The sequence below is a fragment of the Amycolatopsis sp. lyj-108 genome, assembly GCF_046549005.1.
GTDB lineage: Bacteria > Actinomycetota > Actinomycetes > Mycobacteriales > Pseudonocardiaceae > Amycolatopsis.
On the sequence record NZ_JAJPWQ010000002.1, the window covers coordinates 157,782 to 181,094 of the forward strand.

At 71.6% G+C, this 23,313-nt stretch carries 7 protein-coding genes and 1 pseudogene; 4 read left to right on the forward strand and 4 right to left on the reverse strand.

What is annotated here, in order from left to right; translation table 11 throughout:
• Positions 1–20: 20 nt before the first annotated feature.
• Positions 21–15,401 (forward strand): annotated as a pseudogene (locus ACLJO0_RS07125) (SDR family NAD(P)-dependent oxidoreductase); the annotation flags it as partial.
• A 238-nt stretch (positions 15,402–15,639) separates the two neighbouring features.
• Positions 15,640–16,674, forward strand: coding sequence for a glycosyltransferase (locus tag ACLJO0_RS07130; protein WP_410577105.1), 1,035 nt, complete (start codon positions 15,640–15,642; stop codon positions 16,672–16,674).
• A 33-nt stretch (positions 16,675–16,707) separates the two neighbouring features.
• Here the strand turns inward: ACLJO0_RS07130 and ACLJO0_RS07135 are convergent, their stop codons facing one another.
• Both ACLJO0_RS07135 and ACLJO0_RS07140 read right to left on the reverse strand, forming a co-directional pair.
• On the reverse strand, positions 16,708–17,811 hold the full coding sequence (locus ACLJO0_RS07135) for a glycosyltransferase (protein WP_410577106.1): 1,104 nt from the start codon (positions 17,809–17,811) through the stop codon (positions 16,708–16,710).
• Between the two features lie 522 nt (positions 17,812–18,333).
• The gene (locus tag ACLJO0_RS07140; protein WP_410577107.1) at positions 18,334–18,948 is read right to left on the reverse strand and encodes a dTDP-4-dehydrorhamnose 3,5-epimerase family protein; all 615 of its coding nucleotides are present in this window, start codon (positions 18,946–18,948) and stop codon (positions 18,334–18,336) included.
• Positions 18,949–19,403: 455 nt separating this feature from the next.
• Between ACLJO0_RS07140 and ACLJO0_RS07145 the strand changes: the two genes are divergently transcribed.
• Both ACLJO0_RS07145 and ACLJO0_RS07150 read left to right on the forward strand, forming a co-directional pair.
• Positions 19,404–20,411: an aldo/keto reductase gene (locus ACLJO0_RS07145; RefSeq protein WP_410577108.1), complete on the forward strand. Its 1,008-nt coding sequence runs from the start codon at positions 19,404–19,406 to the stop codon at positions 20,409–20,411.
• Positions 20,412–20,459: 48 nt separating this feature from the next.
• Positions 20,460–21,692 carry a class I SAM-dependent methyltransferase gene (locus ACLJO0_RS07150; RefSeq protein WP_410577109.1) on the forward strand — a complete coding sequence of 411 codons (1,233 nt, stop codon included), beginning with the start codon at positions 20,460–20,462 and terminating at the stop codon, positions 21,690–21,692.
• 57 nt (positions 21,693–21,749) lie between these two features.
• Here the strand turns inward: ACLJO0_RS07150 and ACLJO0_RS07155 are convergent, their stop codons facing one another.
• Both ACLJO0_RS07155 and ACLJO0_RS07160 read right to left on the reverse strand, forming a co-directional pair.
• Positions 21,750–22,694 carry an ROK family protein gene (locus tag ACLJO0_RS07155; protein ID WP_410577110.1) on the reverse strand — a complete coding sequence of 315 codons (945 nt, stop codon included), beginning with the start codon at positions 22,692–22,694 and terminating at the stop codon, positions 21,750–21,752.
• Entirely contained in the window at positions 22,661–23,311 is a 651-nt protein-coding gene (locus ACLJO0_RS07160; protein ID WP_410577111.1) for an HAD-IA family hydrolase, read from the reverse strand. Before ACLJO0_RS07160 ends, ACLJO0_RS07155 begins: the two co-directional genes overlap by 34 nt.
• Between the last annotated feature and the right edge of the window lie 2 nt (positions 23,312–23,313).

Here is a 23,313-nt window from a genome sequence, read left to right on the forward strand (position 1 = left end):
CGACCCTAGCGTTGACCGATGTGAGTACCTCCGAGCAAGATCTCATCCGGGCGCTGCGCGAGTCGGTCAAGGAAACGGCCCGGCTGAAGCAGCGGAACAGCCAGCTGCTCGCCGCGGCCTCCGAGCCGATCGCGGTGGTCTCGATGGGATGCCGCTTCGCCGGGGGCATCGCCGGGCCGGAGGATTTCTGGCGGGTGGTGTCCGAAGGCGTCGACGTCTACACGCCGTTCCCCGGCGACCGGGGCTGGGACCTGGCCAACCTGTACGACCCGGACCCGGACACCCCGGGTACGACCTACGTCGACCAGGGCGCGTTCCTGCACGACGCCGCCGAGTTCGACGCCCGCTTCTTCGGGATCTCACCGCAAGAGGCGACCGCGATGGACCCGCAGCAGCGGCAGCTGCTCGAGGTCTGCTGGGAGACGATCGAGCGGGCGGGGATCGATCCGGACAGCCTTCGCGGCACCCCCACCGGCGTCTACGCGGGGATCGTGCATCAGGACTACGCGCCCGACGTCGCGGGTGCGGAGGGTTTCCTCAGCCTCGAGCGCGCGCTGGGTAGTGCCGGCGGCATCGCGTCCGGCCGGGTCGCGTACTGCCTCGGGCTCGAGGGGGCCGCGGTCACGGTCGACACGATGTGCTCGTCGTCCCTGGTCGCGATCCATCTGGCGAGCCAGGCGCTGCGCCGGGGCGAGTGCACGATGGCGCTCGCCGGGGGTTCGACCGTGATGGCGACGCCGGGCGGTTTCGTCGGGTTCGCCAGGCAGCGGGGTCTCGCGCGCGACGGCCGGTGCAAGTCCTTCGCCGCCGCGGCGGACGGCAGCAGCTGGGCCGAGGGGGTCGGCGTGGTGCTGCTCGAACGCCTCTCCGACGCCAGGCGGAACGGACATCAGGTACTCGCCGTGATCCGAGGCTCCGCGGTCAACCAGGACGGCGCCTCCAACGGCCTCACGGCCCCGAACGGGCCCGCGCAGCAGCGGGTCATCCGCGCCGCGCTGGACGCCGCCGGGCTGTCCGCGGACGAGGTCGACGCCGTCGAGGCGCACGGAACGGGGACCACGCTCGGCGACCCGATCGAGGCGCAGGCGCTGCTGTCGACCTACGGCCGGGGACGTAGTCCGGAGCAGCCCTTGCTGCTCGGCTCGGTCAAGTCGGTCCTCGGCCACACTCAGGGTGCTTCCGGCGTCGCGGCGGTGATCAAGACCGTGCTGGCGCTGCGTAACCGGTATCTGCCCGCCACGCTGCACGTCGACGCGCCGACCCCGCAGGTCGACTGGTCGCCCGGCACGGTCGAGCTGCTGACCGAGGGTCGCGAGTGGCCCGACACCGGACGGCCCGCCCGCTCCGGCATCTCCTCGTTCGGTGCCAGCGGGACCAACGTCCACATGATCCTGGAGGAGGTTCCGCCCGAGCTCGAGCCGGGCGAGCAGGCCGGCGGCGTCGCGCCGGAGACGGCGCTTCCGTTCGTCGTCACGGCCAAGACCCCGACCGCGCTGGCTAACCTCGGCCGTCGGCTCACGGACACCTTGGACCAGAGCGGCGAGAGCGAGGGGAGCACCGCGCTCGGCGACCTCGCCCATGCGCTGGCGACCGGACGCGCGGTCCAAAGCCACCGGTCGGTGGTGGTCGCCCAGACCAGGGAGGAGCTGCGCGCGGGGCTCACTTCGCTGGCCGATGGCCGGACCGGGCACAGAGTGATCACCGGATCGGCAGGGACGAGTGGGCCGGGCAAGGTCGTCTTCGTCTTCCCCGGCCAGGGCACCCAGTGGCTCGGCATGGGTCGCCGGCTTCTGGACACCTCGCCGGTCTTCGCCGCCCGGATCGCCGAGTGCCAGAAGGCGCTCGAACCCTGGGTCGACTGGTCCGTGGCCGACGTCCTGCGCGGAGAGGCCCCCGAGGACCTCGAACGCGTTGACGTCGTGCAGCCGGTGTGCTTCGCGATGATGCTCGGCATGGCGGCGGTCTGGGAATCGCTCGGCGTGGTCCCGGACGCGGTCGTCGGACACTCGCAGGGTGAGATCGCGGCGGCGTGCGTCTCGGGCGCGCTCTCGCTGGCCGACGCCGCCAGGGTGGTGGCGTTGCGCAGCCAGCTGATCGCCGAGCTGCTGCCCGCCGGGGGCGGGATGGCATCGATCGGACTGGCCGAGGACGCGGTCCGCGCCCTGATCGAGCCGTGGGGGGAACGCCTGCAGGTGGCGGCGCTCAACGGGCCGTCGTCCGTGGTGATCGCCGGCGAGGGCGCCGCGCTGGACGAGCTCGCCGCGCGGTTGGCGGACAGCGACGTCCGGTTCCGCCGGGTGCCGGTCGACTACGCCTCGCACAGCCACTATGTGGAAAGTGTGCGATCCGCCCTGCTGGCCGATCTCGCCGCGGTCACCTCCACGACGACGCGCGTCCCGTTCTATTCGACGGTCGAGCCCGGCCGCCGGGACGACGGCCCGTTCGACGCCGGCTACTGGTATCGCAACCTGCGTCAACCGGTGCTGTTCGAACCGGCCGTCCGCGAGCTGATCGCCGAGGACCACCGGGTCTTCATCGAGCTCGGCGCCCATCCGGTACTGCTGCCGTCGATCACCGGGACCGCGGCGGAGCTGGACGCGGACGTGCTCGCGGTCGGGTCGCTCCGGCGGGACGAGGACGGGCCCGCCCGGCTGGCCACCTCGGCGGCCGAGGTCTTCGTCCGTGGCGTGCCGGTGAACTGGCAGGCCCTGCTGCCCGAGAACGCCGGAGCGGCACGGGTCGGACTACCCACCTACCCCTTCGACCACCAGCGGTACTGGATCACCATGCCGACCACCGCGGCGGGCGCCGAATCGCTCGGTCAGGTGACCAGCGGCCACCCGCTGCTGGGTGCGGTGGTGGAACTTCCGCAGACCAACGGCGTGGTCTGCACCTCCCGGTTGTCACTGGCGACCCATCCGTGGCTGGCCGGGCACCGTATCCAGGACAACGTGCTGGTACCCGGCACCGCCTATGTCGACCTGGCGATCCAGGTCGGTGACGAGCTCGGCTACGGCGTGCTCGACGAGCTGGTGATCGAGGCGCCGCTGGTGCTCGCGGCGGACGCGGCCGTCAGCCTGCAGGTCGCCGTCGGGGCGCCGGACGCCTCCGGTCGACGGCGGGTGGAGGTGCACAGCTCCCACGCCGACGGTGAGTGGACCCGGCACGCCGCCGGTCTGCTGTCCGACGCGGATGACCAGACGCCGGGCGGCGGCTTCGACTTCGCTCAGTGGCCGCCCGCGGGTGCCGTTCCCGAGCCGGTCGACGACTTCTACGAGCGTCTCGCCGACCGCGGGTACCAGTACGGGTCGGCTTTCGCCGGGCTGACCGCCGTGTGGCGGCGTGGTGAGGAGATCTTCGCCGAGGCGGCGCTGCCCGCCGACCATCGGGACGACGTGGACCGGTTCGGCATCCACCCGGCGCTCTTCGACGCCGCCTTGCACGCGAACGCCTTCCACCGGCGGGCGGACGACCGCAACGTCCTGCCGTTCGCCTGGAACGGTGTCCGGTTGCACGCCGGTGGTGCCGTCGCGCTGCGCGTGCGGGTCGCGCCGTGTGGGCCGGACGCGTTGTCGTTCGACGCCGCGGACGGGACCGGCGCGCCGGTGCTCTCCATGGAATCACTGGTCTCGCTCCCGATCACGGACCTGAACGGGCGGCAGGGCGGCCGGACGCCGGATTCGCTCTGGCAGGTCGACTGGACGCCGCTGCCCTTGACGCGGCCCGCCACGGCGCCGGGGCACCGGGTCGTCGTCGACGACTCCGGCGATGTGGTGCGGCTGGCGATGGCCGAGGAGCTCGGTGATCCCTTCCCGGACGTCGCCGTCCTGGACGTCGTACCCGGGGCCGAGCCGCTGCCGGCGCTGGGCCGGGTGCTCGAAGTGGTGCAGGCTTGGCTGGAGGAGGCGGTGCTCGCCTCGGTGCCGCTGGTGGTGGTGACCCACGGCGCGGTTCCGGCGTCGGTTCCGGTCGTGGATCCGGCGGGTGCGGCGGTCTGGGGACTGGTGCGCTCGGCGCAGGCCGAGCACCCCGGCCGCCTCCTCCTGGTCGACGTGGAGCCGGGCGGGGACCGCGACGGGTCGATCGCCGCGGGTCTCGCCGCCGGCGAGGCCCAGGTCGCGGTGCGCGGAGACGTCGTACTGGCCCCGCGGCTGGGTCGCGCCGTCCTCACCGGCGAGCTCGGGAGCGGATTCACCGACGGCGGCACCGTGCTGATCACCGGCGGGACCGGCGTGCTCGGCGCGCTGCTTGCCCGGCATCTGGTGAGCGAGCACGGCGTGCGACGGCTGGTTCTGGCGGGCCGGCGCGGCATGGCCGCCGACGGGATGGCCGAACTGGTGGCCGAACTGGGCGGCCTCGGCGCGTCGGCCGAGGTGGCCGCGTGCGACGTGACCGACCGGGACGCGCTCGCCGCGCTGCTCGCCGCGATCCCGGCCGAGCACCGGTTGACCGGCGTCATCCACGCGGCAGGGGTGCTGGACGACGCCGTCATCACCGGCCTCGACCCGCACCGCCTGGCGCGGGTGTTCGCACCGAAGGCGACGGCACTGCGGCTGCTGGACGAACTGACCCGTGACGACCCGCCCGAGGTCTTCACCGTGTTCTCCTCGGCCGCGAGCGTCTTCGGCTCCGCGGGCCAGGGCAACTACGCGGCCGCGAACGCGTACGCCGAAGCGGTCGTGTCCGCGCGCGCTGCCGGTGGCCTCCCCGCGGTGGCGCTGGCATGGGGACTGTGGAGCCCGGCGACCGGGATGACCGGCAGGCTGGCCGACGTCGACCGGACCCGGATGAGCCGGGGCGGCGTCCGGCCGATGCCCGCCGCCGAGGCACTCGCCAGTTTCGACGCCGGTATCCGCGCCGGCGCCCCGCTGCTGGTGCCGATCGGTCTCGACCTCGGCGCGGTCCGGGCCGAGGCGGGTGCCGACGGCACCGTTCCGGCACTGTTCCGGTCGCTGGTCCGGCCGCCACGGCGGACCGCGCGGGCGGCTGACGGCGAGCAAGGGGGCGCGCTGGGCAGGCGGCTCACCGGGCTCACCGCCGAGGAGCGGGAAGAACTGGTTCTCGCGCTCGTACGCACCGAGGTCGCGACTGTGCTCGGCATCGCCGACCTCGACGATTCCTCCGACGACAGCCGCTTCGGCGAGATCGGCTTCGACTCGCTGACCGCGGTCGAGCTGCGCAACCGGCTGACCGCGTCGGCCGCGGTCAAGCTCCCGGCCACGCTGATCTTCGACTACCCGACCCCTCGCCAGCTGGCCGCCCACCTGATCGAGAAGGTGCGGGGGCCGGTCGACGACGACGCGGTGCCCGCGCCACGGGCCGCGGAACGTCCGCTCCCGGCCGCCGACGATCCCGTGGTGATCGTCGGTATGGCGTGCCGTCTGCCGGGCGGGATCACCACGCCCGCCGAGTTCTGGGACCTCGTTGCCGAAGGCAGGGACGGGATGTCCCCGCTGCCGTCCGACCGCGGCTGGGAGGTGGACCGCCTCCTCGGTACCGACCCCGATCAGGCCGGTACCACCTACGCCCGGCAGGGCGGTTTCCTGCACGACGCCGGCTACTTCGACGCGGCGCTCTTCGGCATCTCGCCGCGCGAGGCGACCGCGATGGACCCTCAGCAACGGCTGCTGCTCGAAACCACGTGGGAGGCGCTCGAGGCCGCCGGTGTCGATCCGTCGTCGCTGCGCGGCGAGTCCGTCGGTGTCTACACCGGCATGTCCATCCACGACTACCTCGGCGACCTGGCGCGCGTACCGGCCGAGTTCGAGGGTTTCACCACCACGGCGACGGCAGGCAGCGTCGCCTCCGGCCGGGTGTCATACGTGTTCGGTCTCGAGGGTCCGGCCATGACGGTCGACACCGCGTGCTCGTCCTCTTTGGTGGCGATCCACCTGGCGGCACAGGCACTACGCCAGGACGAATGCGAGACCGCGCTCGCCGGCGGGGTCGCCGTCATGGGTTCCCCGGTCGGCCTGACCGGGTTCTCGCGGGCACGGGGACTGGCCGCCGACGGCCGCCTCAAGGCGTTCGCGGCGGCGGCCGACGGCACCGTGTTGTCCGAAGGGGTCGGCGTGGTCGTGCTGGAACGCCTGTCCACCGCGCGACGCAAGGGACATCGGCCGCTCGCCGTCGTCCGCGGTTCCGCGATCAACCAGGACGGCGCGTCGAACGGCCTCACCGCCCCCAACAGCCTGGCCCAGCAACGGGTCATCCGGGCCGCTCTCGCCGCGTCCGGTATCGGCCCGGACGAGGTCGACGCCGTGGAGGCACACGGCACCGGAACCACGCTCGGTGATCCGAGCGAGGCGCAGGCCATCATCGCGACCTACGGTCACGGCCGTCCGGCCGAGCGACCGCTGTGGCTCGGCTCGGTGAAGTCCAACCTCGGTCACACCCAGGCGGCGGCCGGTGTCGCGGCGGTGATCAAGATGGTGGAGGCGATCCGGCACGGGCAGTTGCCGCCCACGCTCTTCGTCGACGAACCCACCCCCCACGTCGACTGGTCCGAAGGCGCCGTGACCCTGCTGACCGAGGGCCGGGACTGGCCCGACGTCGACCGGCCGCGGCGCGCCGGGATCTCGTCGTTCGGGATCAGCGGTACCAACGCCCACCTGATCCTGGAACAGGTCCCCGAACCGGCGGCGCCGGAAGAGGACGGGGACGCCGAGCCGGTCGTGCTGCCGTTCGTCCTGTCCGCGCAGAGTGCGGCGGCCCTCGAAGGCCAGGTGGGACGCCTGCGGGCCGCCGTGGAGCGGGGAGTGCCGCTTCCGGGTGCGGCCAGGACGCTCATCGCCGGCCGCGCGCTGCTCCCGCATCGGGCGGTCGTCGCCGCGGCCGACCGCGACACGCTGCTCGCCGGTCTGGACACGGTCGCCGTCGGCGAGACCGGTCCGGGCACCGCACTGGGTGCCGTCTCCGCCGGTGCCGGGGCGTCGGTGGTGTTCGTGTTCCCTGGACAGGGGGCGCAACGGGCGGAGATGGGCCGTGCCCTCTACGAGAGGTTCCCGGTCTACGCCACCGCCTTCGACGACGCGTGCGCGAAGCTGGACGAACGGCTGGCCGGCGTCGTGGACCGGCCCGTCCGGGACGTCGTCTTCGCGCGGACCGGCAGTACCGAGGCGGCCGCGTTGAACCAGACCGTCTACACGCAGGCGGCGCTGTTCGCGGTCGAGACCGCGCTGTTCCGGCTCGCCGAGTCCTGGGGCGTACGGCCCGCTCTGCTGCTCGGGCACTCGATCGGCGAGATCACCGCGGCGCACGCCGCCGGCATGCTGTCGCTCGACGACGCGGCGACCGTGGTGGCCGCCCGTGGCCGTCTCATGCAGGCGCTTCCCGCCGGTGGTGCGATGGCCGCGGTGGCCGCGACGGAGGAGGAGCTCCGGCCGTTCCTCAACGGGAGGGTTTCCCTCGCCGCGGTGAACGATCCCGCGTCGGCCGTGCTGTCCGGTGACGAGGACGCGGTGGACGCCGCCGTGCGGGAGCTGCGGGAACAGGGCCGCAAGGTGCACCGGCTCTCGGTCTCCCACGCGTTCCACTCGGCGCGGATGGACCCGATGCTCGACGAGTTCCGGTCCGCGATCGCGGACGTGGTCTGGCGGCCTGCCCGGATCCCGGTGGTCGCCCACGACGGAGCCGACCTGACGGACCCCGGCCACTGGGTCGACCACGTCCGGCGCACCGTGCGCTTCGCCGACGGCGTCCGCGCCGCGCTGGACCGAGGTGGACGGCTGTTCGTCGAACTCGGGCCGGGGGCCGCCCTGTCCTCGCCGATCCTGGAGACGGCGGCGCGGTCCGGGTACGAACCGCTGTGCGTGCCCGCGCTCCGGGACGGACAGGCCGAGCCGGACACCGTGATCGGTTCGCTGGCCGCGCTGTTCGTGCGGGGGGTGCCGATGGACTGGCAGCCGCTCGTCCCCGAAGACGTCCCAGGCACTCCCAGCGTGCCTTTGCCGACGTACGCGTTCGACCGGCGGCACTACTGGCTGATCTCGGCGCCCGGCGCGGTGAACGCGGCCGATCTGGGGCAGGTCGAGGTCGAGCACCCGCTGTTGTCGGCGATCGTGCCCGTTCCGGACACCGGTGGCCTGATCGGCACGGCCATGCTGTCGCTCACGACCCATCCCTGGCTCGCCGGGCACCGGCTGCACGAGGTGGCGATCCTGCCCGCCGCCGCGTTCGTCGATCTCGCCGTGCGGGTGGGTGACGAACTCGGCTGCGGCGTACTGGGAAACCTGGTGCTGGAGGCACCGCTCGCGATCCAGCCGGAGACGACCGTCCGGCTGGAGATCGTGGTCGGAGCCGAGGACGGCGGCAGCCGCCCGTTCAGCGTCTTCGGCGCGCGGGACGCCGAGGGGACTTGGGTCCGGTACGCCGTCGGCACGCTGGAATCCGGCGCCGCCATCGAAATCGAGCCGGTGCGGCAATGGCCGCCGTCCGGCGCCGAGCAGGTCGCGACCGGCCAGGAGACCGTCGGACGCTCGGAGCTGCTCGGGCTGTGGCGTCGCGGCGAGGACACCTTCGTGGAGGTCGCACTCGCCGACGAGGAGGAGCCCGCCCCGTTCGGCCTCGACCCGGCCCTGCTCGACGCGGTGACCGGTGCGGTGCTCGACCCCGGTTCGCTGGCGACGCGATGGGAGTCGGTGGTGCTGCACGCCACCGGGACACGCAGGCTACGGGCGCGTCTCGCCCGGCTGGACCACCATCACTGGAGTCTCGAGGCGACCGACGAGACCGGTGGGCAGGTCGTGTCCGCTCGGTCGGTCGGCTCGACGCCGGTCAGCCAGGACGACGTGGGCGCCCGGTCCGCGACGGACGCCATGTACCGGGTGGGCTGGCAGCCCGTCGCCACCCCCGAGGTCCCTTCCGATCTTCCCGCGACCGCCGAGATCACCGGCGCTGACGGTTTGGCCGCGGTCGTGGCCGAGCCCGCTCGGCTGACGGCCGCCGTGTACGACGTGCCGGCGGGCACGTCGGATCCAGCGGCCGTCCTCGCCGACGTTCTCGCCGTGCTCCAGGCCTGGCAACGCCATGCCCCCGAGGAGCTCCGGCTCGTGGTGCGGACCGAGGGTGCCGTCGACGGCGGATCCGGCGGCGTCACCGACGCGACCGGTGCCGCCGTATGGGGCCTTGTCCGGGCGGCACAGGCCGAGATGCCCGGTGTGCTGCTGCTCGACGTGGAGCCGGGCCTCGACGCCGGACCGGTCCTCGGTACGGCGCTGGCCGTCGGTGAACCACAGCTCGCGGCCCGGGACGGCGGTTTCCGGGCGCCCCGCCTCGCGGCGGCCGGGGCACTGGCCGCGGAGCCCGCCTCGTGGAACCCGGACGGGACGGTGCTGATCACCGGTGGCACCGGGTCCCTCGGCGCTCTCGTCGCGCTCCACCTGGTGCGGACCCGCGGGGTCCGGCGGCTGCTGCTGGTCAGCAGGCGCGGAATGGCGGCCGACGGCGCCGAGGCGCTGGTGGCCGAGCTGTCCGAACTCGGTGCCGAGACCTCCGTGGTCAGCTGTGACGTCGCGGACCGGGGCGCGGTGGCGGCGTTGCTCGCCGCGATCCCGCCGGAGCATCCGCTGACCGCGGTCGTGCACACCGCCGGCGTGCTGGACGACGGGCTGGTCGACGCGATGACGCCGGATCGGCTCGGCGCCGTGCTGCGACCGAAGGCGGACGCCGCCCGCCATCTGGAGGAGCTGACCCGCGACCACGACCTCGCCGCGTTCGTGACGTTTTCTTCCGCCGCCGGGCTGCTCGGCTCGGCCGGGCAGGCCAACTACGCCGCCGCCAACGCCTACCTGGACGGCCTGATGGCGATCCGGCGCGCGAGCGGCCGGAACGGCGTGTCACTGTCCTGGGGCCTGTGGGCTCAGGACGGCGGCATCACCGGCGACCTGGGTGACGCGGACCGGGCCCGGATGCGCCGCGGCGGTGTGTCGCCGCTGCGCCACGACGAGGGACTCGCGCTCTTCGACGCGGCCGTGGACAGCGGTGAGGCCCATCTCGTGCCGATCAAGCTCGACCTCGCCGCCGCGCGGGCCGACGCCGCCACCGGCGGACCGGTCCAGCCGTTGCTGCGTGACCTGGTGCGCGTCCGCCGCCAGGCCGGCAGGCCGTCGACCGGCGGTGATCTCGCGGGCTCGCTGGCAGGCCGGCCGGTCGCGGAGCAGGAGCGCACTCTGCTGTCCCTGGTCCGGGCCAGGGTCGCGCTGATACTGGGGTACGCCTCGGCCGACGAGATCGCGCCGGACGCGCCGTTCCAGTCCGCCGGGATGGACTCGCTCGGCGCGGTCGAACTGCGTAACCGGCTCAGCACGGCGGCCGGCTTCGCCATGCCCGCGACGCTGGTCTTCGACTACCCGACGCCGGTGGAGCTGGCCCGGTTCCTCCGGGAGCGGCTCACCGGCCGGGACGCGCCGGTGGCGGCCGAGGCCGGGGTCGCGGCGAGCCGGACCGATCCGATCGCCGTGGTCGGGCTCGGCTGCCGGCTGCCGGGCGGTGTCCGTGGCCCTGGCGGGTTCTGGGACCTGCTGGCCGCGGGCGGGGAAGGACTCTCCGCGGTGCCTGCCGACCGCGGCTGGGACCTGTCCACCATCCCGGTGGAGGCGGGCGGCTTCTTGACCGACGCGGCCGAGTTCGACGCCGGATTCTTCGGCATCTCCCCGCGCGAGGCGACGGCGATGGACCCCCAGCAGCGGCTGCTGCTCGAGGTCGTTTGGGAGGCCTTCGAGGACGCGGGGCTCGACCCCGCCGCGTATCGGGGTTCCGAGGTCGGTGTCTTCGTCGGTGTGATGGGCGAGGGTTACGGGATGGACGGCGGTGACCCGCAGACCGACGGCCTCCGTGTCACCGGCGGTGCGCTCTCGGTGGCGTCCGGCCGCGTGTCCTATGCCTACGGCTTCACCGGGCCGGCGATCTCCGTCGACACCGCGTGCTCCTCGTCCTTGGTCGCGATGCATCTGGCCATGCAGGCCCTGCGCGACGGCGAATGCTCGCTCGCCGTGGTCGGCGGCGTGACGGTCATGGCCACGCCCAACGCGTTCGTCGAGTTCGCCAAGGCCGGCGGGCTGGCGGTCGACGGGCGATGCAAGCCCTTCGCCGCGTCGGCGGACGGGACCAGCTGGTCGGAGGGTGCCGGCGTGGTGCTGTTGCAGCGACTGGCGGACGCCGAGGCACAGGGCAGCACGGTGGGCGCCTTGATCCGGGGCTCGGCGGTCAACCAGGACGGCGCCTCGAACGGTCTGACCGCCCCGAGCGGGCTCGCGCAGCAACGGGTCATCCAGCGGGCCCTCGCGACCGCCGGGCTCGCGCCCTCCGATGTGGACGTCGTCGAGGCGCACGGCACCGGCACCCGGCTGGGCGACCCGATCGAGGCACAGGCCCTGCAAGCGACCTACGGGAAGCGCGAGACGGCGGAGCCGCTGTGGCTGGGATCGGTGAAGAGCAACGTCGGCCACACCCAGGCGGCGGCCGGGGTGGCCGGCGTGATCAAGATGGTGCTGGCGTTCCGGCACCAGATGTTGCCCGCGACCTTGCACGCGGACACGCCGACCCCCGAGGTCGACTGGTCCGGTGACACCATCCGGCTGCTGACCGAGGCCCGGCCGTGGCCGTCGCGCCAGGACCGGCCACGCCGCGCCGCGGTGTCCGCTTTCGGGGCCAGCGGCACCAACGCGCACTTCATTCTCGAGGAGCCGCCCCGGCGGGCGCCGATCCCCGCGACCGAACCGGCACCGCACGACACGGGAGGACTCCTGCCGTTCGTCCTGTCGGCCGGCGATCCCGGACGTCTCGCCGCGGTCGCGACCCGGCTGGCGGACGCCGTCGAGGACAAGCGGCCGCCGCTGCCCGAGCTGGCCGCCGCGCTCGCGTTCGGCCGGACGAAGCACCGGCAGCGGGCGACCGTGCTCGCGGACGGCCACGTCGAACTGGTGGCGAAGCTGCGCGCTCTCGCCGACGGCGAGACCGGGCCGGGCGTGGTCACCGGGCGTTCCGGGCCGGGCACCGGCGCGGTGTTCGTCTTCCCAGGCCAGGGCGGCGGCTGGGCCGGTATGGGTCGTGAACTGCTGGCCGGATCGGCGGAATTCCGGGAGTGGGTGCGCCGGTGCCAGGAGCTGCTCGACGAGTACGACTGTGACTGGACGCTGGAAGAAGCGCTCGGCGGTGACAACGACCTTTCCCGGACCGATGTGGTCCAGCCTGCCGCGTTCGTGCTGATGACCGGGCTGGCGCGGCTCTGGGCCAGTGCCGGTGTCACGCCAGAGGTGGTGATCGGGTCGTCACAGGGCGAGCTCGCCGCGGCGTGCGTGGCCGGGCTGCTCTCGGTGGACGACGCGCTGAGGATCTGCGTGGTGCGCTCCCGGCTGGCCGCGGCGCTGCCGCCCACCGGCGGAATGCTCGTGCTGGGCGTGAGCCGCGCGCGGGCGGAGGAGTTGCTGCCCGCCTACGAGGGCAGGCTCGAGCTGGCCGCGGTCAACGGACCGGCGATGGTCGGCGTCTCCGGTGAAGTCGGTGCCATCGAACGGCTCGAGGCCTTCGCCGCCGAGCAGGGGCTCTGGTGCCGCAGACTGAGGGCGGACTACGCGTCCCACTCCTTCCTCGTGGACGAGGTGGAGCGCCCGATGCTGGCCCAGCTCGACGGGGTCGGCGAGCGCCCGGCACGCGGGCTCGCCGGCTCGTGCCGGTTCTACTCCACGGTCGAGAGCCGATGGATCGGCCCGGACGAGGTTCTCGACGCGGGCTACTGGTTCCGGAACCTGCGCCGGCCGGTCGAGCTGGAAGCGGCCGTCCGTGCGGTGACCACCGACATGCGGGCCGTCGTCGAGGTGTCCCCGCATCCGGGGCTGGTGTCGTCGATCCTCGATATCGTCGCCGACGCCGGACGGCCGGCCGGGGTGATCGGCACGCTGCGCCGTGACCAGGGTGGCCCACGCCAGATGCTGACCGCGATGGCCGAGGCGTTCGTGCTCGGGTTGCCGGTCGACTGGTCGGCGGCCGTCCCCGTCGACGGCACGGCTTGGCGTGAGTTGTGCGGTGAGCTGCCGACCCATCCGTTCGAGCGTCGGCGGTATTGGCTGCGTGGCGGCTCCGGCGCCGTTCCGTCGGCGGAGGAGTCGGGGCACCCGCTGCTGACCACGGTGACGGGCCTGCCGGATTCCGATGGCGTGCTCGCCGTCGGGCGGTTGTCCGCGCACCGGCAGCCGTGGCTCGCCCGCGCCGCGGGCCCGGTCGAAGTACCCGCTTCGGTCTGGGTCGAGCTGGCCATCCGGGCCGGTGACGAGCTGGATTGCGGCACGGTGGCGGAGCTCGACGTGATCGAGCCCGCGTGGCTGGACCGGGGTGTGTCCCTGTCGGTGCAGGTCTGCGTCGGTGGGCCGGATCCCACCGGCCGGCGGCCGGTGACCGTACGGTCCGCGCCCGCCTCGGCCGGTGGCGATCGGGCGGGCTGGACCCTGAACGCGACCGGTCTCCTCGTCTCGAGCCCGGACGGCGGTGATGCGGCGGAGTCCGGTCTCACGGTCTGGCCTCCGGCCGATGCCGAACCGGTGACCCCTGCCGACCCGCGAGACGACGTCCGTGGCGTCTGGCGGCGAGGGGAGGAAACCTTCCTGGAGCTGGTCCTGCCCGACGAGTTCCGCGAGGACGCCGCGGCCTTCGGCATCCATCCGCTGCTTCTGGACGCCGCGAGCCGCGCGGTGGACGGGGACCGGGCGCCTGGGAGCGCGACACTGTGGCGCGACGTCGAATTGCACGCGACCGGCGCCACGTCGTTGCGCGTGCGGCTGAGCCCGGCCGGGAAGGGCACCGCGCTGACCGCGGCCGACGAGGCGGGCAGGCCGGTGCTCACCGCAGGCCGGATCGCCACACAGACGGCGCCCCGGCCCCGGATCGCCACGCCGGGCGGCGCGCTGCGGGTCGAGTGGACCGAGCTCGACCGGGAGACCGCCGCCGCCCCACCGCGAACCGTTCCGGTGAACAACGACGAGGCAGTACTCGACCTCGGCGACGATCCGTCCGCCGTGACCGCCGCCGTCGCGGTCCTCGACGTGCCGCTCGGTGAGCCGCCCGTGGTGGCTTGCCGTCGAGCGCTCGCCGTCGCACAGGCCTGGCTGGACGAGCCCGCGCTGGCAGGTCTCCGGCTGGTGGTCCGGACCAGGAACGCGGTCCCGATCGAGCCCGGCACGATGCTCGATCCGGCCGCCGCGGCGGTCCGGGGCATGATCGCCGCCGTCCAGGCCGAGTACCCCGATCGGTTCGTACTGGTCGACGTCGATCCGGACGAGGATCCGGACGCCGGTCTGGGCCCGGTGCTGGCCGACGGGGTCGCGCAGGCGGCGGTACGTGCCGGACGCGTCCACCTCCCGCGGCTGGTTCCCGTCGCCGAAGCCGGGCCCGCTGTCCGCCCGCTCGACCCGGCGGGCACGGTCCTGATCGTGGGCGGCACGGGCCGGGCAGGCTCCCGGGTGGCCCGGCAGCTGATCGACGGCCACGGCGTCCGGCACCTGGTCCTCGCGGGCCGTCGCGGTCCGGACGCCCCAGGGGCGGCGGACCTGGTCGCCGAGCTCGCCGAGCTCGGCGCGTCCGCGACCGTCGTGGCCTGCGACGTGACCGACCGGGATGCGATACGACGGCTGCTGTCCGGGATTTCGGCGGAACACCCGCTGACCGGGGTGGTGCACGCCGCCGGGATGGCCGACCGCACCCCGCTCGCGGAGCTGGACCCGGAACGGCTCGGCGCCGTGCTCGAAGCCAGGGAAGAGTCATTGCGGCAGTTGGCCGAACTCGTCGCGGATCAGCATCTCGCCCTGTTCGCCGTGGTCACCACGACGGCCGAGCTCACCGGTCCGGCCGACCAGGCGGCCATGGGGGCCGCCGACGGGCTCGCCCGGGCGGCCGCCATCCGCCGCGGCGCCCGCGTCCCGATGCTGGCGTCCGCGGACGGCCAGGCGGTGACGGCGCTGTCGGCGGCGATCGACACCGCCGAACAGTTCCCGGTTCCCGGGAGGCCCGATCTTTGGGGTGCGCCCGCGCCCGGCAAGCCGGTCCCGCCCCTGCTGCGCGGGCTGGTCCGGCCACGGCGGCGATCCGCCTACCGGGCGGCGGCCGCCGCGGAGACGGCCGGCCGGTGGACGGAGCTCCTGAGTGCGCGGACCGGTGCGGACCGGGAGAAGACCATGCTGGACCTGGTGCGGGCGCAGCTGATTCGCGTCCTCGGGCTGAACCCGGACGAACCGGTCGAGCCGGATCGTGGCTTCTTCGAGGTCGGCCTGGACTCCGTGATGGCACTCGAACTGACCCGGCGGCTGAGCAGCCACGCCGGCGTCGCGCTCACCCCGGCCGCCGTGTTCAACAACCCGACCCCGGCGGAGCTGACCCGGTATCTCATCGAATGTCTCGCACCCTCCGAATGACGGGAGACCCGCACGTGCGATTCCTGTTCACGACGTTCGCCTGGCCGTCGCTTCGTCCACGAGATCGTTCATTGTCATGAAGATCGTTTTTTCCAGCCTTTCCGGACACGGTCACACTTTCCCGTTGCTGCCGTTGGCCCTTGCGGCACGTGCGGTCGGCCACGACGTCGTCTATGCGACCGGAGAGAGATTCCATCCGCTGTTGCGAAGGCTTGGATTCCGTCCCGCACCGGCCGGAATGACAATTCCGGAGGCCTTCGAAGCCGCGGCTGAGGGAAACGCGGGGAAGACCGGGGAACTTCCCATTCAGGAATGGCTGCAGCGCGGGATCCGGGCGTTCCACGATGTGTTGCCCCGCCGGATGGCCACTGATCTGCTGTCCGTGCTGCGGGCGGAGCAAGCCGACTTGGTGGTCTACGAGGCGGGCAACCCCGGAGCCGGGCTGGCGGCGCGCCGCATGGGTGTTCCCGCGGTATGCCACTCCTGCGGCGGGGTCGGGTCGGTCGACCAGGACGACCAGTGGCGGAAGGGCATGGGACTTCTCCGTGCGGTCGCCGCCGAGATCGGAGTGGAGCTGCCCCACGGGAAGTACCTTCTGGGGGACCCGTATCTGGACATCTATCCGCCGTCGATGCAGGATCCCTCGTTCCTGGACAACCCCGAACGGGTGCCGCTGCGCCCGGTGCCCTTCTGCGAACCCGGCAAGCTACCGGAGATCATCTCTGCCGGGCGGGGACGAAGAGTGGTTTACCTGACGCTGGGCACCACCAAGATCGGCGACATTGGCAGGCTGCGCGCCGCCGTCGACGGGCTCTCGGCTTTGGACGTCGACGTGGTGGTGGCCGCGCCAGGGATCTCGGTGGCCGATCTCGGTCCGTTGCCGGAGAACGTTTGTTTCGAAGGCTGGGTGCCGCAAGGTGAGCTGCTGCACCTTGTCGATCTCGCCGTGCACCACGGCGGCGCCGGAACCACGCTCGGTCTGGCAGGCGCCGGCGTGCCGCAACTGGTGATGCCTTCCGGATTCGACGGGTTCCGCAACGCTGACGCGCTGTCCGCTGTCGGGGCCGGGAGACGGTTGCTGCCCGAGGGGGTCGAACGGATGGAGGACGGTCGCGGGGACAACGTCGTCGTCCCCGCCGCGGCGATCGCCGCGGCGGCCGGTGAGCTGCTGACCGATCCCGGAGCCGGGCAAGCGGCCAAGGCCCTCGCCGAGGAGATCGCCACCATGCCGGGTCCCGCTGAGATCGTGTCCCGGTTTCCCGAGTTCCTTTGACGCGGTCCCTCGGCTACGGCCGCCGTCGTGCGTTCAGGGGTATAACGTCAGCAGTTCGGTCAGTGCCTGCCGTGGCGAGTTCATCGCCGCGGTCTCCTTCGCCACCTCCCGTGCCGCCTGCTGGAAACTCGGATCGTCGAGTACCTCGCCCGCGGCGAGGCCCACATCGTTCGGGTCGTCGATCATCCGGGCCGCACCGCGGCGCGCCGCGCGCTCCGCGTTCGTCGGCTGATCGGCGAACACCGGCAACAGCACGCTGGGTACGCCGGCCGCGAGCGTGGCCAGCAGGGTTCCGATGCTGGCCGAGCCGATCACCACGTCGACGCCGGCCAGCAGTTCGGGCAGCGGAGCGAAACCGACCGCGTGCACCCGCGGACCAAGGTGCGCATGCTCCGGGCTCGCGGTGACCAGGACGTCGAATCCCGCCTCGGCGACGGACTGGGCGAGGCCGGCGACCAGAGCCGGATTGCCCTCGCCGACGCTGGTGCCCATGGTGACCAGCGCCCTTGGCACGTTCGGTCGGCGCGGCGGGACAGGACGGCTCGGCTGCCCGGCGACCTCGACGGCCACTCCGCTGAAACGGATCGTGATCCGGCCGGACTCCGGGACGGGGTCGGTCCGCAGGCGAAGGGATTCGGGGAAGGGATCGAGCAGCGCCAACCGGTCTCGTGGTGTCACGAGACGAGAAGCGTGTTGCTCTCTGGTCCGCGCCCGGAGCCCGTCGGCGAACTCGGTGGGCAGCGGACCGGAGATCGCGTAAGAGGCCCAAGGCACGTCGAGCCGGGCCGCCAGCAGCGGTGCGACGAAATCGAGCGACTCGCCCACGATCAGGTCGGGTTCGTATCGCTGCCCCTGACGGAGTGCGTCGTCCCAGGTCAGGTCGATTCTGGTACCTGCCAGGAGCTCGACCAGACCCGGACCGAGGGTGCGCGCGGGGCCGGCCCGCTCCAGGTTCACCACGATCAACTGCTTGACGGACGGGCCCGCCGGGAGCAGGCGCCGACCGTCGAGAAACGGCGCCGCGGAGTCGGCGGCCAGGAAGGCGGCTTCGTGACCGGCGTCGATCGCCGCGTCAGCGAGCGGCAGCAGTGGCAGGACGTGGCCCGGCGCGGGAACGGCGGCGAACAGGATTCTCATGAGCCTTCGTGGGCCCTTTCCGTCTCGATTGAGAGCGGGCCGGTCATGACGAGGCGCGGTCCGACATTCAGCAGGCTATCGGCGGCCGCGCCGAGCCGGCATCCCTCGGCTTGACAAGACTTCGCACGCGCTCGGTTGCCCTGGCCGACGGAAGCCGGCCCGCCCTGGTGTCCACTGTGGACACATTTCGACGACTGAATGTCCGGTTGATGACGAAATGTGCGGTTGGGGTCGGCGGTGGGGTGAAGGGGCCCTTCGCCGCGTCCGATGCAGTGAAGGACGCCTTCGCTCCTGGGTATGCGGTGCGAGCCCGTTCGACCCGGGGTGGCGGGCGGAGCGAAGCCGTAACTCGCGTGCTTGGACACGTAACTCACGTGCTTGGAGACGTAACTCGGGTGTCCGGCGTTCGATCACGCGAGTTACGTCTTCAAGCACGCGAGATACGTGTCTGATCACGCGAGTTACGGCTTCGCGTCACCCCGGGGGCCATCTCACCTGATCACGCCACCTTTGACTTACTCCTCAATAACCCTCATTGCCACTCACGACTGTTTTCCGGGATATACGGAGGCAGTCCGCATAATCGGGCAGCAGACCGTCCCGTCGCATATCCGCCAGGAGTGGCGCCGCGGTATCCCGATACGAGCGGACGACATCACGGTCCGACGGCCACGGCAGGTTCAGCGCCGGGTCGAACGGATCGATCGCCAGTTCCAGCTCTGCCCGATAAGGTGTGCTCACGAGGTACGACATCACCGTGCTGTCCGCCAGCGCCAGGAACGCGTGCGCCGTCCCGATGGGAAAGTAGACGGCTCGGAAGGACTCGGCGTCCATCTCCACGGCATCCGACATCAGGTAGGTCGGTGAGCCGACCCTGAGGTCGACGATCACATCCAGCGCGCGCCCGGCGACGCAATGGACGTACTTGCGCTGTCCGGGCGTGCGGGTGAAATGCAGGCCGCGCAACACATCGCGCTTTGAGACCACCGTGTTCACCTGTGCTACCGGAAACCTGTGCCCGACCGCGCCGACAAACGCGTCGTCCTGTAGCGGTGCGACGAACAGTCCGCGTCGATCCGGCGCTGGATCCGGCGTGAACTCGAACGCGCCGGCCACCTTCAACTCGCGGACACGCACTGGGTCAGCCCACCTTCCGCGCGTACACCGTCGACGCGCACGCGATGACACTGCGCAGTTGAAATGACACTGCAGTTAAATGACACTGCGCAGTTGAATGGTGACGTAGTCGCTCTGTGTGGTATTCGACGACTGTGGCCGGGAAACCATTGGGTGTGGAGGGTTTCGATTAGGACGCGGCCGCGCATTCCGATGCCGGCCTTTCTTCATTTCGGATGATACCAGTATTCTATCCGCCGCGACAGCTTCGCCCGCGGTTCCGCCGCCATGGCCACACCCGGCACACCGGTAGCGGCGGACCGTGACCGGCAGCGTCGCCGCCCGCCCGCTGCACCGCTTCGCAAGCTCCAAAACCGCGGACCCGACTACCTACCTTAACGTTGTTTGAGCGGCGCCAGAGCGGCAGAATATCTTCGGTCCCGCTCGACTTTCGGGAACCGATGGGGGTGCCCACGATGACAACAGGCCCGAGTCTCGCAGAACGCGTGCCGATCGGCCGGTCGGCGCTCCGCACCAAGAGGCTGTGGCTCGGTACTGTGAACTTCAGTGGCCGCGTGCCGGACGAAGACGCGCTGCGGCTGTTGGACCATGCGCGCGAACGCGGGATCGATTGCATTGACACCGCGGACATCTATGGGTGGAGAGTCCACAAAGGACACACAGAGGAGCTGCTGGGGCGCTGGTTCGCACGCGGCGGTGGCAGGCGGGAGGACATCGTGCTGGCCACCAAGGTCGGGGGCCAGATGACCGACCGGCCGGGCGACGGTGGTCTCTCGTCCCGGCATGTCATCGCAGCTTGCGAAGGGTCTCTACGCCGTCTCGGCGTCGACCATATCGACATATTCCAGCCGCATCAGGTTGACCGGACGACGACATGGGACGAGGTCTGGGAGGCGATGGACGTCCTGGTGACGAGCGGAAAGGTGCGCTACGTCGGATCGTCCAATTTCGCCGGCTGGCACATCGCCGCCGCCCAGGAGAATGCCGCCCGCGGGCACCGGCTCGGCATCGTCGCTCACCAGTGCCTCTACAACCTGACCGTGCGTCATGCCGAATTGGAAGTGATGCCGGCGGCTGAAGCGTACGGGGTCGGTGTGTTCGCGTGGTCGCCGTTGCACGGTGGGCTGCTCGGTGGCGTACTGCGAAAGTTGCGGGAGGGCACGGCGGTCAAGTCCGCGCAGGGCAGGGCGCAAGCAGCGCTTCCCGCGCTTCGGTCGGCCGTCGAATCCTACGAGAAGTTCTGCCAGAGCGTTGGCGCGGACCCCGCCGAAGTGGGGCTGGCCTGGGTGTTGTCCCGGCCCGGCGTCACTGGCGCCGTCATCGGCCCTCGTACCCCTGACCAGCTTGACTCCGCAGTTCGCGCGACACACCGAAAGCTTGCCGACGACGAAATGGGCGAACTGGAGTCGATCTTCCCCGTTTCGTGGTCAGGAGGACCCGCGCCGGAGGCTTGGCTGGGATGATCACCGAGGGACCGACTGGACAGATCTATCGGAACGGATACCTGGTAAATGCGCATTGACGCTTGTCGTATTTGTGGAAATCGCGAGCTCGAATCGGTGCTCCATTTGGGCGATCAGTGTCTCACTGGCGTCTTTCCCCGTACTCGGGATGAAGTCGTCCCAGCCTTTCCTCTGGAACTGGTGAAGTGCACGCCTCCAGGATGCGGGTTGGTGCAATTGCGGGACAGTGCGGATTTCGAACTGATGTACAACGACGGCTACGGCTACCGTTCTGGCATTCGCCCCTTCATGGTGAACCACCTTCGCGACATCGTGGCGAAACTCCGGCGTATGGTGGAGATCGGGCCGGCGGACTTGGTGGTCGACATCGGCAGCAACGACGCTACTCTGTTACGCGGTTATCTCCCGGCTGCGCCGAAACTGGTCGGCTTCGACCTCGTCGGTGAGAAGTTCGGGCATCTCTACCCGGCGGAAGCGGACCTGGTGAGCGACTTCTTCACCGCGGAGGAGTTTTTCGCCCGTTATGGCGACAGACGGGCGAAAATCGTCACGTCGGTCGCCATGTTCTACGACTTGCCTCAGCCGATGCGGTTCATGCGCGACGTCCACGACGTCCTCTCCGACGACGGCGTCTGGCTGATGGAGCAGAGCTACCTGCCGTCAATGCTGCGAACCGGTTCGTACGACATCGTGTGCCACGAGCACCTCGAGTACTACGCGCTCGAGCAGATCGAGTGGATGGCCGCACGTACCGGTCTGCGCGTGCTGACCGCCGAAATCACCAGCGTCTACGGTGGGAGCCTTCGCGCGGTACTTTGCCGGGACGGAGCCGGGCACGCGGTCGACGAGGGGGCGCTGGACCGAATCCGGAGGGGCGAGGCCGAGGCGGGGTTGGCCGACCGTGCCCCCTACGAATCCTTCGCGCGACTGGCAGAGCGGCAGCGAGAACAACTCGTCGAGTTCCTGGCGAAGTCACGGGCACAGGGACGGATGACTCTTGGCTACGGCGCCTCCACCAAAGGCAACGTCATCCTCCAGTACTGCGGACTCGGCACAGCCGACCTCCCGTTCATCGGCGAGGTCAGCGCGGAGAAGGCCGGGTGTTTCACCCCTGGCACCGGGATCCCGATCGTGTCCGAGGAGGACGCGAAAGCCCACCGACCGGATCAATTGCTGGTACTGCCGTGGATCTACCGTGACGGTTTCCTCGAACGCGAGCGGGATTTCCTTGCCGCAGGCGGCAAATTGGTCTTCCCGATGCCCGCCCTCGAAGTAGTATGACGTCCCTGCGACCAAGGGCGGCCCGCCGTTCTCGGCGCGTCCGGCCCATGGCCGCGTCTACCGGACCGTATGCCGGAGCGGAGCCGACCCGAACAGGCGAGCCAGCGCGACCGCACCGTGCAATGTGGACAGTGGGCCCATCAGTGACGCCCGCACCACGGGGGCAGGCACACCCGGCCGGGCCAAGGCCGCCACGTGGCGCGCGACCCGGTCGGCGAACCCGGGCAATCCGGCCGCGAAACCGCCACCCAGGATGACTGTGCCAGGGCGCAGGAGCTCCTGGACCCCGGTGATGGCCACCGCGAGCCGGTGGCAGGTGCGGTCCACGGCCTGGACCGCCCACTCCTCGTCGGCCAGTAGGCCATCGGAGAGCTCGGCGTGCCCGACCGGGGTACCACGCAGCCGGGTCGCCCGAGCCAACGTGGCAGGCCCGGACGCGCCGGCCTGCAGGCACCCGCGGCGCCCGCACCCGCAGAGCCGCCCCTCCGGGTCGGTCACCACATGACCGAGTTCGAAGGAGCCGCGCTCCGGACCCGGCACGAGCGTGTCGCCCGCGACCAGGCCACCGCCGATTCCCGTGCCCACTCCGACGTAGAGCAGGTCGGGGCAACCGAGCGCCCGCGCCTCGGCCAGCGCGCCCAGATCCCCGTCGTCGGCCCAGCGCAGGGGGGCGTCCCCGAAGACCGAGCGGAACGTCCGCCGCAGATCCAGGCCGATCCACTCGGGGCGGTTCGGCCAGGCCGCGACCAATCCGTCCGTTCCCACCGTGGCCGGTAGCGCGACCCCGATCCCGGCGTAGTCACCCGGAATCCGCAGCCGGAACCGGGCGATCTCGGCCGCCAGCTGGGTCAGGTCGGACTCCAGGCCGCGCCCGCGCCACTGGAAGGCGTGCTCACGAACTTCTCCGCCGTCGGTCTCCGTTCGCAGCGCCACCTTGGTGCCGCCGAAGTCGATGCCGAGCCAGGTCGTCACCGACGGCCCGGCACCGAGACGGGTGGGCACATCGGCAGCAGTTCACCGGGGGAGTGGATGACCAGATCCGGCCCGGCCGCCATCAGGTCGTCCTTGTCGACGGTCGCCCAGGTCGCCGCCACGGAGGTCACCCCGGCGCCTTGGGCGCTGCGGATGTCGGCCGGGGCATCGCCGACCATGATGGCCGCGTCCGGCTCCGCGTCGAGGAGGCTGAGCGCGCGCAGCACGATATCCGGGGCGGGTTTGGCGTTGACGACCTCATCCGAGCCGACCACGTGGTCGAAGTGCTGGATCAGATCGAGTGTGGTCAGCAGCGAGCGAGCCCTCGGCCCGGCCTTCCCGGTGGCCACGGCGAGCCGGAACCCGCGCGTCCGCAGCGTCCGGAGCAGATCGGCCACTCCGTTCACCACCGGCACCTGATCCGCGAGCCGGTAGCTCTCCCGGACGAACGGTTCCTCCATCTCCAGCGGCAGGCGCATACGTCGCATGATCTCCGGGAAATACAGGCCCTGGTAACGCTGGTATTCGGCGAACGGCGCCGGTCCGGTACCGACCACTTCCGCGTATGCCGCGGCGAAGGCCCGTCCCATCACCTCGTGACTGTCCACCAGGACGCCGTCGAGGTCGAAGATCACCACACTGCGCATCG

Bases quoted from the DNA above. Each gene is read 5' to 3' on its own strand.
- ACLJO0_RS07130 (WP_410577105.1), top strand. From the start codon at position 15,640: ATGACAATTCCGGAGGCCTTCGAAGCCGCGGCTGAGGGAAACGCGGGG.
- ACLJO0_RS07135 (WP_410577106.1), bottom strand. From the start codon at position 17,811: ATGAGAATCCTGTTCGCCGCCGTTCCCGCGCCGGGCCACGTCCTGCCA.
- ACLJO0_RS07145 (WP_410577108.1), top strand. From the start codon at position 19,404: ATGACAACAGGCCCGAGTCTCGCAGAACGCGTGCCGATCGGCCGGTCG.
- ACLJO0_RS07150 (WP_410577109.1), top strand. From the start codon at position 20,460: ATGCGCATTGACGCTTGTCGTATTTGTGGAAATCGCGAGCTCGAATCG.
- ACLJO0_RS07160 (WP_410577111.1), bottom strand. From the start codon at position 23,311: ATGCGCAGTGTGGTGATCTTCGACCTCGACGGCGTCCTGGTGGACAGT.